Here is a 14,629-nt window from a genome sequence, read left to right as displayed (position 1 = left end):
TCCCTGATGTCCCGATCAGAACAGGTTGATCTGGTCTTTTCGCTTTCGCGAATTCTTTTTTTCAAAGACATCTTCTTCGCACCAATCCAGAACATGATTGGGCACCGGGCCCAGCATGTGACGCACGACGTCAAATCCGTTGACTGGATCAAGCCATCCGGCGATATGGTTTGGCCCGATCACGGCGGGCATGCGGTCATGGATATGTGAAATTGCCTGTGCGGGGGCGCAGGTGATGATGACCGCCTCGCGTCCGTTTTCAAGCCCGGCAAACAGCACTGGCTGATGATCTGGCAGGGTAATGCGGGTTTTGTGCTTCGCTGTGCCATCCTTGCGCCATTCAAACCAGCTTGTCGCCGGTATCAGGCAACGCCGGTCCAGCAAGGGGCGAAAGGTCGGTTTCTGATCAAGGGTTTCGGCACGGGCATTGATCAGTGGCGCATTCAGCGTTGAAACGCTTAACCCCCAACGGCGCGAAGCAGCCTTTTGACCCGGCAGGATCACAATCACCGGATCGGTCGGGCGTCGAATGCCAGACAGGCTTTCAAATGCGGCTTGGTCCGCGTCTTCCAATGGCTTTTCGGTATCTCGCCCATCTGCATCCCACCCGCCTACATCTCGGTCGTCTGCAAAATCCGATGCTTCCTTGCGAATGATATCGCTAAGGTCGATGGCCAGTTGTATCTGAAACGCGTTCATGTCGTTGATAAGCTGGTATTGGCTGCACATCGGATTGTCTGCCTGTTCCTTAATTGACAATGATCATAGCCGTTTGACTGGTTTTGACACAACCTTCGTCCTATATAGGAACGCGTGTTGCGATGCGTGCTTGCGACGAACCGTAATGCTATAAGAAGATGACGATGCGATATAACGCGCCACTTCGGCGCGCGGGATTTGAAAGAGCCACTCAATGAATGCCAATGCCCCGAGAACCGTTGTCCTGACCGGTGCAAGCCGGGGGATCGGCCATGTTACGGTCGGTTATTTTGCCGCACGCGGCTGGCGGGTGATTTGCTGTTCACGTGAAGCCCCGCCGCCCAGTTGCCCGCGTGATCCGGCACAGGGCATTCATATTGCTGCCGATCTTTCCAAACCCGAAGATGTCGAGCTTTTCATCAAGCAGGCCAACGAAGTTCTTGGCGACGATCCGCTGCATGCATTGGTCAATAATGCCGGGGTATCGCCCAAGACGCCGTATAAAGAACGGCTCGGCTGCCTGAATGGCGATATCGAGGCATGGCGTGATGTCTTCGAACTGAACTTCTTTACCCCGTTGACTTTGTCGCGTGGCTTTGCTGCCGCCCTGCATCGGGGTAAGGGGGCGATTTGTAATATCACCTCAATCGCGGGCCATTATGTTCATCCGTTTGCCGGATCGGCTTATTCCACGTCCAAGGCCGCCCTTTCGGGGCTGACACGTGAAATGGCAGTGGAGTTTGCTGAACTGGGCGTGCGGGTCAATGCCGTGGCACCCGGCGAGATCAAAACCGCAATGATTTCTCCGGAATACGAGGCACTGGTACCCCGCATCCCGATGAACCGCATGGGCACCCCCGAAGACGTCGCTGCTGCCGTTCATTATCTGGTTGGCGAAGACAGCAGCTATGTTACCGGCACGGAAATTTTTGTAACCGGTGGGCAGCATCTCTACTAAACTGCGTTTTTAGGGCCGCATGAGCTAATTTGTGCTTTCTTTCCTCCTCAACCAGAGGAAGGGGACAGTTTAGTGCGTCTCGGGTCTGGCAGAAAAATCGAACAGTTTTCTTCGACTATTCAGGAAATTCCCCTTTTGGTAATAATGGATTGATTATAAAAAATCCTGTAGTTGTGGTTTGTGGGGTGTTCAAATAAAGCACAATCATAATTCAAGGATTGGGGCATTGATATCGAGGTTTTTTCTCCTTGCTGGCATCGTTCCAGCTTTGTTGCCTGTTCCGGTACTGGCAGGTGATTCAAATGTCTTCGGTGGGATTGATATTCTGGGCGGAATGGCGCGAGGCTCTTCCAGTACAACCGACGGAGGCGCTGCAGTTGGCGGTGGCGGGGTCGTCACCAACGTCGATTTCGGGAATACCGTGGGTGTTGGTGGACATGTCGGCTATAGGTTCAATCCGTCGCTCTCTGCCTTTTTAAGCTATCAGCATGTCAGTGGAGACATTAGCTGGAATGCAAATTTCCCTGCCATCAGCGCTGCGTCGGATTTTGAGGGGACGGCAAGCAGCGACGCGGTTATGGCCAATTTAGCTTATGATTTTCCCCTGTCGGATGTGACGACCTTCAGAACCACTGCCGGGCTTGGGGTCACCTTTAATACGCTGTCGGATGTAACTGAAACAGACTTGGGTTCTGGATCGTTTCTCTCCGATGTGGAAGAGCATACCGAGATCAGCCCGATTGCTCAGATTGGTGCTGGGGTTAACTATGAATTCGCACCGGGCACCAAATTGGGCTTGGATGCATTGGTTGCCTATTCCGGAGGGTTTGAAACCGGAAATACGCGCCGTGGAAATCTGGGGGTCACAGAAATCAAACCTTATCAGATTGAAGACGTTTGGCGTGCGAATATCGGTATTTCGCTGAACTTGGCGTTCTGAAGACGATAGTTATTGCCATCGCATCTGAGGCAAAATGCAAAAACAGCCGGTCAAATTCCGGCTGTTTTTCTATGAGTGGTCGTTCGGGGAAATGTAAAATGCCGAATCATATTCAGCCTTGCCCGCCGGAATATCATCCATCAGCGGGCGGGCCATGAAATACTGGTCCGGAACGCCGTCCAGTTTCAAGTCGGGCAGGGGAGCAAAGCCGAACCGGCTGTAATAATCAGGTTCGCCCAGCACCACGCACCCCGCCGCATCATTGACCCGCAAGCGTGCAATGCCTGCCTGGATCAGTTCCGATCCGATGCCAAAACCCTGTCGGTCGGGGCACACCGCCACCGGCCCAAGGCCGAACCAGTCGATATTTTTGTCATCGATGGTAATCGGCGAGAAGGCTACGCACCCGACAAGTCCGTTATCTTCAATCGCGACAAGCGAAATGCTGAGCTTGCCCTTTTTGCGCAAGGCATCGACAATCAGATGCTCAGTTTGCTGACTATGAGGGGCTGTTGCAAATGCGCTAGCCAGCAACGCATGGATTGCCGGAATATCGGACTTTGTCTCATCGCGTATAAGCATGATCGTCCCGTCCCATCCTGTGACTTCACGCCTGCTACCTGCAGGTCTGTCACACGACTATAACGGGAAAATCAATTAGACCAACAGGCTTTTAAGCCAGTCGCGCTTTTGCTCCAGCCGACGGGCTTCCATATCAAGCCATCCGGTGAACGGGGCGGCTTCGTTTGCGTGGTCTTCACGCAGTGCCAGAACGCGATCAAGTTCCAGTTCGCAAACGTCATGCAGGATTTCGATCTGGTCGCGACGGGTTTCATCATCAAGCAGATGCAAGAACCGCATTTTAAGCGCCATGACAAGCCGCGAAAGTTCGCCCGACGTATCTCGAAGCGTGCCCTGCATCAGTTCCTGAAATTTATCGTGCCCGGCCTTGGTCAGCGACAATTGTGCATCTGAATAGGACCCGCTATTGCAATCCTCGCGCACCAGCCCTTCAAGCTTCAGAAGCTGAAGCGAGCTTCCCATCATATCAAGCGATGGCCCCATGATATGGGCGGTAAAATGACGCACTGAATTGGCCAGATCGGCATAGCTGATCGGTTTGTCCGAAAGGGCAAGGGTACCAAGTGCGCAGAGGCGCAGACATTCTTTGGGCAGCAATGTTCTATCCGAATACATAAACGGTCCCTGTCATGTTGCAGGTACCTATGTTAACGCGAACGGTTCTTAATTGCAAGGTGTCGATGCCGGAGAAACCCCGGCACCGGTGAATATAGATCACAATCATGATTCCGCAAACAGACTGTCAAAGACATATCGTTCCCGTTCAGGGGGCAACGACGTCATGAACGGTCAGTTCCCGGACTTCACCATCGGGCGTTTGCCACCAGATGGTTTCACCCTTTCTGATACCGATCAGGGCTGCTCCAACCGGTGTCATGACCGAAATCCGGTGGGTGGATATGTCTGCTTCGGTGGGCATGACAAGAATTATGGTTTGCATGCCACCGGTCGCATTGTCGCGGAATGTGACTTCCGATCCGATGGTGATGGCATCAGGGGGCAGTTCGGATCGTGTGGCAATCACGGCCCTGTCGATTTCATCAAGCAGGCGGTTGGCGACAATCGGGTTCCGGCCAATATTGGCCCGTGCAAGGTTTTCAAGCTGATCGGCGATGGTCTGATCGATGAAAACGGCCGGATCATGGGACTGGGTTTCAGTGAAGGTTTTGGTAGTGGTTTGCATTTCGAAAAGTCCTTTGGATGGGATGTGATGTTGCGACACATAAGGTCGCAAACAGGATTCAGTCGAACGGGACCAAAGGCCGCCCCCCCTGAAGGAGGAGCCTTCTGACTGTGGCGTCGGGTTGCGTTGTCGTGGTTTCATGCCGATAACGGTCAGGCCGATAAAACTGCGCAAATCAACGACGCTTGGATCGCGACTGTTGCCACCAGTCTTGGTTGAGTGATCATTGATATTGCCAGTCATGGCTTTGAGGTTTGGTTAGGCTCAGGCTCAGGAACGATGGCTGTGGCAGCTGATCATTAATCGAAAAGCAGATGAAATCGCCCGGGCAGAGCCAGCTTGTCAGAGGGCGCAAAGTTTCAAGTCGTTTGAATTGCTGAGGGCGACCGATAGGACACATGCGCACATCTTGTGTTTGCGTGCATGTAATGCTGTTTGGGGGGATGCCACCCAATGCATGGTATTTCAACGCTGTCATTGTAATCCTGCCTGTCGAACGATCCGGTTGGATGTTCATCGAAGGTCATTGAAGGTTTGACTTCAAAACCCCGAGTGCAGGTATAGGAATACATTCCTCACCCCACTCGGGGTAAGGCTCCTGCGAGAAGGGAACCCGCATTGATTACAAAACGAATGTTTAATTGCTGCTTCAACATGACTGGATCAATCTAACATATCGGTCTTGAAATTGAATGATCTTATTGGTGCATAAAAAGCAAGACCGGCACATGGTCATGTCTGTGCCGGTCTTATGTATTCTGTCGCGGATTGCGTGATTTTCCGCCTTATGCCGCTTTTGCGATGCCCAGCTGGCCCCAGACGGTCAGAAGTGAATCGATCAGGTGATCGATCAGTTCATCATTGTGAAGGGGGCCGGGGGTAAAGCGCAGCCGTTCTGTGCCGCGCGGTACGGTCGGATAGTTGATCGGCTGGACATAGATGTCGTGATCAAACAGTAACCGGTCGCTGGCTTCCTTGCACATGCTGGCGTCGCCCACCATCAGCGGCACGATATGACTTGGCGCATCCATGACCGGAAGACCGGCGGCACGCATACGTTCACGCAGCGTTTCGGCACGTTCTTTCTGCGCTTCGCGTTCTACATTGCTGTCTTTGAGGTGGCGAACCGATGCCAGTGCACCAGCCGCGATGCTGGGCGGATGGGAGCTGGTAAAGATAAAGCCGTTGCCAAAGCTGCGCACGAAATCGACGATTTCGGTTTTACCAGCGATATAGCCGCCAATAACGCCAAAGGCCTTGGCAAGCGTGCCTTGGACGATATCAACGCGGTCCATCACGCCGTCGCGTTCGGCGACGCCGCCGCCGCGCGGACCATACATGCCAACCGCATGGACTTCGTCGAGATACGAAATCGCGTTGTATTTTTCGCACAGATCAAGGATTTCGGCGATCGGTGCGATGTCGCCATCCATTGAATAAACGGACTCGAACGCAACGATCTTGGCGCGGTTCGGCCCCAGATCGCGCAGGATTTCTTCAAGATGTTCGACGTCGTTATGTTTCCATATCCGGCGTTCCGCCTTTGAATGGCGCATGCCTTCGATCATGGAATTGTGATTGAACGAGTCGGAAATGATCACACAATCCGGCAGCTTCGAGCCAAGGGTCGAAAGCGTCGTCCAGTTGGCGACATAGCCCGATGTCATCAGAAGGGCTGCTTCCTTGCCATGCAGATCGGCGAGTTCATTCTCAAGCGCGACATGCAGATGGTTGGAGCCGGAAATATTTCGTGTTCCACCCGCCCCGCCACCCTGACCGGTGACGGCGTTTTGCATGGCTTCAAGAACCGTGGGATGTTGCCCCATGCCGAGATAGTCGTTTGAGCACCAGACCGTAATTTTGCGCGGTGTATCACCGTTATCGGGGTGATACATGGCCTTGGGAAATTCACCGACAATACGTTCAAGATTGGCGAATACGCGGTAACGGCCTTCAGCCTTGAGGCCGGACAACGCGTCTTTAAAGAAGGTGTTATAATTCATCTTTTGTGTCTTTCGCCTGTCTCTTTACCGCGGGTACGGGCTTGTGTCTCATCCCGTTCTCTCTCCCTTGGTAAAGCTCTGGTCCTGGCCGGATATGCGTACATCTCCGGATCAGCATGGTCCCGTCTGACCGGGTCTTGATAACTTCCTTATCGGACATGGCTTCCGACTTGGCATTGACCCTTGTCAAAAATTTTAAAGCGATTCCAGTTTCAGCTAAAACTTTTCAGCAAAGCTTCACTGCGAACCACGCTGTCAAAGAAGGCGTCCATTCATTGTGTGTCGATCACGCCATCTCGTGGCGTTGGGCGGTTCCCCATTCACTTTCCAATTTGGCGCTATTGATCGCATTTGGCAAGGTTTTGAAAGGACTTCCGACCCACAATTAAATCAATTTAAACAAGCGGCAAAATCTATCGATTGTTCCATTTCAGAAGTTCAAGGCTACTCACCTGCCGCCGTATTCGCTGGAGTGCGGCGGCAGGTGTTTGTTTTTAATATGTTTTCTGGAATGTTATGGATTTAGCCGAGGCTTTCATGCCAGTCCGCAAGGGCCGCTTCGACCTTGTCGAACATGTCATGAACCTGTTCTTCGGTAATGATCAGTGGTGGGCAAAAGGCAACGCTGTCACCAAGTGCACGCAAGATCACACCGTGGTCCATACATTTTGCAACAACGGCCTTACCGGCAGCACCGACAGGCTGCATTGGTGTTTTCAGGCATTTATCAGCGACCAGTTCAAATGCGCCAATCAGCCCGCGTCCGCGGGTTTCGCCAATATGTTCAAATTTGTTCAGGTCCTTTAGGCGTTTCTGGAACGGCGACATGACATTGCGGACATGTTCTACAATACCGTCCTCTTCGTAGATGCGCAGCGTTTCAAGGGCGACCGCAGCCGCGACCGGATGGCCGGAATAGGTAAAGCCATGGCCAAAGGTACCAACTTCATCGGATGCCTTTTTCGCCGCCTGATAAATCTTGTCATTGATGAACAGGGCCGAAATCGGCTGATAGGCCGATGAAAGCTGCTTGGCGACCGTGATCATGTCGGGTTGAAGCCGGAAGGTTTCGGTGGCAAACATCCGCCCCGTCCGCCCAAAACCGCAAATGACCTCGTCGGCAATGAACAGGATATTGTAACGATCCAGAACTTCCTGCACCTTTTCGAAATAGGTGCGCGGCGGCACGATGACGCCACCGGCCCCCATGATAGGCTCTGCAATAAATGCGCCGACGGTTTCCGGACCTTCGGCCTGGATCAGGTCTTCAAGCTGTTCGGCCAGACGGGTCGCGAAATCTTCTTCTTCCTCGCCGGGCTGGGCTTCGCGCCAGTAATGCGGGGTTTCGGTATGGATGATGCGATCAATCGGCAGATCAAACATTTTGTGATTGCCCGGAAGCCCGGTCATCGAGGCCGCAGCCACCGTCACCCCGTGATAACCCTTCTTGCGCGAGATGATCTTTTTCTTTTCCGGCTGGCCGATGGCATTGTGATAATACCAGACCATCTTCACCGCAGAATCAGTTGCTTCTGAACCGCTATTGGCAAAGAACACCTTGGACATCGGGACGGGTACAAGTTCCAGAAGCTTCTCGGCCAGATCAATCGCCGGGTTGGTGCTGCGCGATGCGAATGTGTGATAATAGGGCAGGGTTTCAAGCTGCTTTGTTGCGGCTTCAACAAGGCGCTTTTCGCCAAAACCAAGCGATGCACACCAAAGACCTGCCATGCCTTCGATGAAATCGCGGCCATTGTCGTCGGTCACGTAAATCCCGTGGCCCTTTGAAATGATATGCGGCCCGGTTTTTTCGTGCGCAGCAAGGTTGGTATAGGGATGCAGATAGCTTGCGATATCGCGGCTGGCTGCGGAATTGCCTTTGGTCGATGGGGCAGTTGGGGTGATGGTGGCGTTTGTGGTCATGATAACCTCTGTTTCGTGCAGGAAAGTTCCTGATGCTTTCAGGCACTTTAGTCAGCATTCTGCGGGTTGGAAATCATTAGTTGGGCCTTGTTCCGGCGGTGCTCCTTTGGCGGTTCGTCAAAACAGGAAACATCAAAATAAAAGCCCAAAGCAAAACCGGCCGGGCAAGGGGCACCGGCCGGTTTGGTAACGCTGTCGTCGGTCGTAACTTAGTGCGACATCAGAACCGGCACCGTCATGTGACGTAGAAGGTGCTGAGTTACCCCTCCCAGCATCAGTTCGCGCAGACGCGGGCGGCCATATGCGCCGCAAAGGATCAAATCGATACTTTCATCTGCCGCACGTGACAGTAAAAGATCGCCAACACTTATTCCGCTGGCATTCATGCTTTCCTTGCGAACATTGACACCGTGGCGTTCAAGCCGCGATCCGATATCGACACCCGGCACCGGAATAGAATCACGTGCCCCCTTGTTCGGGTCTGCGCAGAGTACGAGAGCCGATTTTGCATTTTCAAGAAACGCCATGCCGTCATTCACCGCACGGACGGCTTCGCGATAGGGTTTCCATGCAACCATGACGCGTTCGCCAATCGTTTCGAACCGACCGGCATAAGGCACGACCAGAACCGGGGTGCCTGCGGTCAGAATAGCCTTGTCGGGCATTTCCGAGGTCGAAGACGGGTCGGCACTGTCCGGATCATACTGGCCCAGAACCGTCAGGTCGTGATGGCGCGCATACATGGCAACCGTGTCGGCAATCTCGGCGGCAGAACATGGTGTTTCCTGCCAGCTGAAGGTTACACCGGCATCTTCGCAGGCTTTGGCGAAATCGCGCTTGGCTTCCTTGGCAGTTTCGGCCATTGCAGCACGCTGCTGATTGATGATTTCCTGGGAAATCTGAACTTCCATGAAACGCGGAATTTCCGCATAGGGCAGAAGAAACAGCCCGGTCAGATGGGCTTTGTGCGCTTTGGCAACTTTCAGGGCAACCGAAAGCCGTTGGGCGCAAGGGGCCGAATTGTCGATATGAACAAGGATATCCCGATACATCTGCCAGTCTCCTTTTCCGGGCAGCCCCGCCTTCGATCAAGGCGGCTAGCGTGGTTATGAGAAGCAGTCTAATGCGATCAGTGCTGGCGTTCTTTGTTCTATCTCAAATTACACTTACCGCGTGTATAGAGTATCGCGTAACCCTGTGGCGAGAAAATGACTGTCCGTGAAATTGGCTCAGCCGTCGGCAGGACGTGACATCATCGGAATGGTCCTTTCCATGGTCGGGACACTGTCATTGGGCATCGTGGCCGGACCAGGTGTTGACGTTCCCGTTGTTGGATCGGCCATCATTGGTGCACCGGCAGACGGCATTGTTCCCATGCTGTCGCCCGAAATGATCGCAAGGCTTTTGCGCAATTGCTGTGACAGGGTTGACCAGTTGGTCTGCAGCGTGTTGCAGGCTGCCGGGTCGTTTTGCTGAACACAGCGTTGCGCCATGCGATCAAGTATACCAAGGGCGATACGCGCCTCGTCGATTTGCTGGCGCTGCATATCGGTGATTGCGGCCTTTTTCGGATCTGGCGCCATGACAAATTTGTCATTTGCAGTATTGGCTGGCGCATTTGCGAATGTTGACGTGGTCGTGCCACCCCACGGGGTTACGATTTCCGCCGTGGTATTGGTGGGGGAATTGCTTTGTGCGGTGGGCTGCACGCAGCCCGACAGCAGTGCCGCAGAAACAACAAGACCGGACAGGAGGCCAGCGCTTCTGATCTTCATGACTTGCTCCTTTGGCCGCAAGGCGATGTGCGCCGGGCCGTTCCCTTTACCTTACAGTGCCATTTATTGTACGGCCTTGCTTTTGCTTGCGAATATATTGGACCCAGTTACGCGTGATGTCCAGAAAAGGGCGCGTGACAGCTTATTGACCCAGGCTTTGTTACCGAGCTGGCGATATCAAGCGGGGGTCGTTTTTAAGCGCATTTCCGAGCCATTGCAGAACCAGCTTGATGCGTTCAATGCGTTTGAGTTCTGGATGAGTAAGCACCCAAAGCCTGTTTGGTGCAAATTGATGCAGAGACGTAACGCGTTCAAGATCGGGGATCGCCAGATCAGCAGGCAGGCAAGCATATCCAATTCCGGCGCCAGCAAGGCCTGCCATTGCAACAAAATCGTCGCTACGATGGATGATCCGGTCAGCGTGGTTTTCGTCGAGCCATTTAAATACAGGGTGATTTCTTAGAGCTCCGCTGGCACCGATAAAATCACCGGGCAAGCGATCCGGGAATTTCAGGGCATTGAAATTCTGCTCGGTTTTTTTTGCCATATCGTGATTTGCGTAAAGTCCCCAATCTATCTTGCGAATTTCGCGACCGACAAGATATTCGGGCGGCAATTCCGCGACCCGTATCGCGATATCAGCATGGCGTTCGGCCATGTTGAATTCCTGATTACTTGCCAGAAGTTCAAGGCTGATGTCTGGGTAGGCCGTCTGTAAGCGAGCGAAATAATCAGGCAGAATGAAATAGGCAAAGCTTGTCGGTGCGGTAATTCGGACCGTCCCAGCAGCGGCAATATCGCGCCCGGAAACACTTAGATTGATAGCTTCGAAATTGTTCAGGATTTGCCGGGCGTGACCAAGCATCTCTTCACCTGCTTCGGTCAGGCTGTAACGGCCTTTGATCCGTTCGAATAGGCGTGTTCCGGTTTCTTTTTCCAATGCATGGATATGGCGAAATACCGTTGTATTGCTGACATTCAGACGTTCGGCTGCTTTTTCAAGTGACCCGGCGTCGACAACGGCAAGAAACGATTTCACATAATTCCAATCCATTTTGATCTTTCAGATTTGCAATATATTTCTTCAAAATTGCCTATTTATTGTAAATTTGCAAATTCATACGGTGAAGCCGATCAAACGAGACAACCAAGAGAGAGCAAAATGATTGGTTATACATCGATCGGGACAAACAACCTTGCCACGTCCGGGGCATTTTACGACGTCATTCTTGGCATGATGGGAGCCAAGCGGGTGATGGAGATGGAAGATTTCATTGTCTGGTCACGCGCGGAAGGAGAAGCCAATTTTTCGATTCATCTGCCTTTTGACGGCAGGCGGGCGACCGTTGGGAATGGTGTAATGATCGCCCTGCAGGGAAAATCAAAGGACGAGGTTGACGCCGTATACAGCAAGGCGATCAGTGTCGGGGCAGAATCGGAAGGGGAACCGGGCGCGCGCGGCGGTGATGATAGCGGTTTTTATGCAGCCTATTTTCGCGATCCGGATGGCAATAAAATCAACATTCATTACATGTCGTGATTTGCCTGAAACTTGGCGCTTTTTTGGGAAAAAAGACGGCTAAAAGGAGGTGGGGGTGGAACATCCGCATTTTAAGCTGATAGGCCACCGGCTGTGCCCGTATGTGCAACGGGTTGCAATGGTTATGGGGCACTACGCGATTGATCATGAAAGGGAAGATATTCGTTTGGAAGACAAGCCAGCCTGGCTTGAAAAGTTCAGTTCGGAAAGGCAAGTGCCGGTCTTGCTTCTTGACCAAACGCGACCGCTAACCGAGGCTGCGGTTATTTGCGATTATCTCGACAGGATTAATGGTCGTGCGCTTTATCCGGTCGATCTGATTGAGAGTGCCGAACACAGTATCTGGATTTTACGAGCAGAGCGGATATTGTCGCTAACTGCAGATCTTGTGTATCGGGCTCATAATGAGCATGACTGCGATCTGACATTGCACAGGATCGGCCTGATCTTGGCCATACTCAACAAGAAGTTTGAAGCCGCCGGACCCTTTCGCGAGGTTGGGCTATGCATGGTCGATATGGCCTATGCGACCGCGTTTCGGGCATTTCCGGTATTGGTATACGGGCTTAACCGGGATTTGTTTGCGGGGTTTGAACATGTTCGTGGCTGGAGCGAACGATTGTTAAAAAACGATATCGTGCAGACGGTAGTCCCCCAAACGTATCATGGGGAACTTCATCATTTTATCGCATCAAGACAAAGCTATCTGGCCAAAAGGCTATCGATGCTTCCGGTGTCGCAAAAGCCCGCCTTATCTGCTTCCCAATAGCTTTGTCAGATTACAAATAACGGACTGAAAAGCCATCAATAGTGTATTTAGACTGTTGATGGCTTTTTATGCTCTGTCTCGCGACACCATGGCGATGATGGTTTCAAAAAGTTCCTGCTTTGCCTGATCGGCGGTGATTTCGCCGGTTGCCGCTGCGTAAGAGAGGGATTCGGCTGCGCCCAGAAAGCCCCAAAGGCGGGGCATTGGTATTTTACCGGTCCGGCTGAAAGGGGACAGTGTATCGCGGCATTTATCAATGAACAGAATGTGATAGTCGCGTTTGACCTGCTCCAGCTCCGGCGATCCGGCAAGTGATGCTATGACACCCGAAATTTCGCGCCCCTGTGACAGCACGCAATCAATATAGGCCGATGCGATCACCGATGCCTTGTCGTGCAGGGTATGGCTGCTTTGCGCAAGGGTAGAGTCCATCAATGTTGTCTGACGTCGATCGTAATCCTGATACAGCGCAATCAGCAAACCCGATCGTGTTCCGAAATGATCATAGACCACCGGCTTGGTGACCTCGGCCTGTTCGGCAAGACTGCCAAGGCTTAGTGCCTCGGTCCCATCGTCATGGATCATCTTCCATGCAACGTCGAGAAGTTGCCGATTGCGATCTTCGCGTGCCATCCGTTTGCGTGGAGTATGTGAGGGGGACTTTTTTGCACCGCTGCTTGACATCTTTATATACCAAACGTAACTTACAGATAGTAACTTACTTATAGTATATAGTGATTACCGTTGAGAGGCAATCACTTAGCAAGGAGATAAGCCATGCGCGCGCTTGTTGTTGTCGCCCATCCAAATTCCGGTTCGTTCAGTCATGCGGTCGCCAATCAAATTGGCAAGGGGATTGAGGATGCCGGACCTGAACACAGTTTCGAGTTTGCTGATCTTTCGGCCGAGGGATTTGATCCGCGCTTCAATCAGGACGATATTGCGGCCTTCGAGATGAGGTCACCGTTCCCGGATGATGTGCTTGCCGAACAGAAGCGGATTGATGCCGCCGATACGCTGGTACTGGTTTTTCCGATCTACTGGTGGTCGATGCCTGCAATCCTGAAAGGCTGGATTGATCGGGTGTTTTCAAATGGCTGGGCCTATGAGGATATTGACGGTGAAAAGGTGATCAAAAAGCTGAACCATCTGAAGGTTCATCTTGTCGCGATTGGTGGGGCAGGGCTTGGCACCTTTGCCCGGCATGGATATTTCGGGGCGATGAAGCTGCAAATCCATCATGGTATTTTTGATTATTGCGGCATACAGGTCGCGACATCGGAATTGATGTTGCTGGCCGATGGGAATGATCCGGCGGAACACCTTAAAAAGGCACGCAATATCGGGGCCGCAATCCCGGCAAAGGTAACAAGGCCGGAACTAGAAATGGCGGGGTAAATACCGACAGACCGACCATCACAAGTAAAACGCCCGCAGGGGAAAATCTGCGGGCGTTTTTATTTGGTAATGTGCTGCTGGCTTAGTCGTGCTTGCCCCCATTGGCTTTGGACCAGCCAATCGGGTCGGCAAGAAAGGCCCGGACGCCTTCGATGGCTTCTTTGGGGAAATATTCGCCTTCTTCGGCAACCGCCAGAATATCGGCCCAGGTTGCCAGATAATGCAGTTCGATATCATCTTTTTTCAGTTCTTCAAGCGCATTGGGGAACACACCATAGAAGAACACGACAAAGGCGTGTTTGCATTCGGCGCCGGTTTCGCGGATCGCATTGACGAAATTGACCTTCGACGCACCGTCTGTGGCAAGGTCCTCTACCAGAAGAACCCGCTGGCCTTCGTGGATGTCACCTTCGATGCGCGCCTTGCGGCCAAAGCCCTTTGGCTTTTTGCGGACATACTGCATCGGCAGGTCCAGAACATCGGCCAGCCATGCGGAATAGGGGATGCCAGCGGTTTCGCCGCCAGCGACCGCATCAAATGCCTCGTAACCGGCCTTGTCGGAAACCTGACGGGCGGCAAGTTCCATGACCTTGCGTCGTGCGCGCGGGAAGGAAATCAGTTTGCGGCAATCGATATAAACCGGGCTTGCCCAGCCCGATGTCAGGATATAGGCCTCTTCCGGGCGGAAATTTACAGCCCCGATATCAAGCAAAATCTTTGCGGCGGTTTTGGCTGCATACGAGCAATGCGCGGTCGAAGTTTCGTTGGTCATGGCGACTATACCCTTTTCCGGATCGAATATTTGCGCACGTCTTAGCGTTTTTGGACGCAAAGCGCAAAGAAAAGCCGCTGTCCGGCT

16 protein-coding genes are annotated in these 14,629 nt (G+C 52.7%); 5 read left to right on the top strand and 11 right to left on the bottom strand.

Annotated elements, in window-relative coordinates; translation table 11 throughout:
* Positions 1-15: 15 nt before the first annotated feature.
* Positions 16-729: an SOS response-associated peptidase gene (locus TH468_RS16275; protein WP_085645661.1), complete on the bottom strand. Its 714-nt coding sequence runs from the start codon at positions 727-729 to the stop codon at positions 16-18.
* A 184-nt stretch (positions 730-913) separates the two neighbouring features.
* On the opposite strand from TH468_RS16275, the gene TH468_RS16270 reads away from it, so the two are divergent.
* Together TH468_RS16270 and TH468_RS16265 are read left to right on the top strand one after the other, a co-directional pair.
* On the top strand, positions 914-1,657 hold the full coding sequence (locus tag TH468_RS16270; RefSeq protein ID WP_085645660.1) for an SDR family NAD(P)-dependent oxidoreductase: 744 nt from the start codon (positions 914-916) through the stop codon (positions 1,655-1,657).
* Between the two features lie 226 nt (positions 1,658-1,883).
* On the top strand, positions 1,884-2,597 hold the full coding sequence (locus TH468_RS16265) for an outer membrane beta-barrel protein (RefSeq protein ID WP_139834739.1): 714 nt from the start codon (positions 1,884-1,886) through the stop codon (positions 2,595-2,597).
* A gap of 69 nt (positions 2,598-2,666) precedes the next feature.
* Here the strand turns inward: TH468_RS16265 and TH468_RS16260 are convergent, their stop codons facing one another.
* From TH468_RS16260 to TH468_RS16220, 8 genes are all read right to left on the bottom strand, one after another.
* On the bottom strand, positions 2,667-3,179 hold the full coding sequence (locus TH468_RS16260) for a GNAT family N-acetyltransferase (RefSeq protein WP_085645659.1): 513 nt from the start codon (positions 3,177-3,179) through the stop codon (positions 2,667-2,669).
* Between the two features lie 75 nt (positions 3,180-3,254).
* Positions 3,255-3,794, bottom strand: coding sequence for a hypothetical protein (locus TH468_RS16255; protein WP_007090909.1), 540 nt, complete (start codon positions 3,792-3,794; stop codon positions 3,255-3,257).
* Positions 3,795-3,942: 148 nt separating this feature from the next.
* On the bottom strand, positions 3,943-4,362 hold the full coding sequence (rnk, locus tag TH468_RS16250; protein WP_085645769.1) for a nucleoside diphosphate kinase regulator: 420 nt from the start codon (positions 4,360-4,362) through the stop codon (positions 3,943-3,945).
* Between the two features lie 785 nt (positions 4,363-5,147).
* Positions 5,148-6,365, bottom strand: a complete 1,218-nt coding sequence (gene hemA / locus TH468_RS16245) for a 5-aminolevulinate synthase (protein WP_007090912.1) — start codon at positions 6,363-6,365, stop codon at positions 5,148-5,150.
* 522 nt (positions 6,366-6,887) lie between these two features.
* A complete protein-coding gene (locus tag TH468_RS16235) occupies positions 6,888-8,288 on the bottom strand; it encodes an aspartate aminotransferase family protein (RefSeq protein WP_085645658.1) in 1,401 nt (466 codons plus the stop codon).
* Between the two features lie 209 nt (positions 8,289-8,497).
* On the bottom strand, positions 8,498-9,340 hold the full coding sequence (locus TH468_RS16230) for a universal stress protein (RefSeq protein WP_007090914.1): 843 nt from the start codon (positions 9,338-9,340) through the stop codon (positions 8,498-8,500).
* A 177-nt stretch (positions 9,341-9,517) separates the two neighbouring features.
* Positions 9,518-10,063 (bottom strand): hypothetical protein, encoded by a 546-nt coding sequence (locus TH468_RS16225; RefSeq protein ID WP_085645657.1) that lies wholly within the window; start codon positions 10,061-10,063, stop codon positions 9,518-9,520.
* A 160-nt stretch (positions 10,064-10,223) separates the two neighbouring features.
* The gene (locus TH468_RS16220; RefSeq protein ID WP_085645656.1) at positions 10,224-11,117 is read right to left on the bottom strand and encodes a LysR family transcriptional regulator; all 894 of its coding nucleotides are present in this window, start codon (positions 11,115-11,117) and stop codon (positions 10,224-10,226) included.
* Between the two features lie 15 nt (positions 11,118-11,132).
* Between TH468_RS16220 and TH468_RS16215 the strand changes: the two genes are divergently transcribed.
* Entirely contained in the window at positions 11,133-11,603 is a 471-nt protein-coding gene (locus tag TH468_RS16215) for a VOC family protein (RefSeq protein WP_246832366.1), read from the top strand.
* Positions 11,604-11,658: 55 nt separating this feature from the next.
* A complete protein-coding gene (locus TH468_RS16210) occupies positions 11,659-12,372 on the top strand; it encodes a glutathione S-transferase family protein (RefSeq protein WP_168177162.1) in 714 nt (237 codons plus the stop codon).
* A gap of 66 nt (positions 12,373-12,438) precedes the next feature.
* Here the strand turns inward: TH468_RS16210 and TH468_RS16205 are convergent, their stop codons facing one another.
* Positions 12,439-13,005 carry a TetR/AcrR family transcriptional regulator gene (locus tag TH468_RS16205; protein WP_246832365.1) on the bottom strand — a complete coding sequence of 189 codons (567 nt, stop codon included), beginning with the start codon at positions 13,003-13,005 and terminating at the stop codon, positions 12,439-12,441.
* A gap of 144 nt (positions 13,006-13,149) precedes the next feature.
* Between TH468_RS16205 and TH468_RS16200 the strand changes: the two genes are divergently transcribed.
* Positions 13,150-13,770: an NAD(P)H-dependent oxidoreductase gene (locus TH468_RS16200; RefSeq protein WP_085645652.1), complete on the top strand. Its 621-nt coding sequence runs from the start codon at positions 13,150-13,152 to the stop codon at positions 13,768-13,770.
* A gap of 82 nt (positions 13,771-13,852) precedes the next feature.
* Here TH468_RS16200 and TH468_RS16195 read toward each other — a convergent pair whose 3' ends face one another.
* Entirely contained in the window at positions 13,853-14,542 is a 690-nt protein-coding gene (locus TH468_RS16195; RefSeq protein WP_085645768.1) for an orotate phosphoribosyltransferase, read from the bottom strand.
* Between the last annotated feature and the right edge of the window lie 87 nt (positions 14,543-14,629).

It is taken from the genome of Thalassospira sp. MCCC 1A03138, from assembly GCF_002115785.1.
In the GTDB taxonomy this organism is placed as follows: Bacteria; Pseudomonadota; Alphaproteobacteria; order Rhodospirillales; family Thalassospiraceae; genus Thalassospira.
This window is presented reverse-complemented; position numbering and strand designations above follow the sequence as displayed.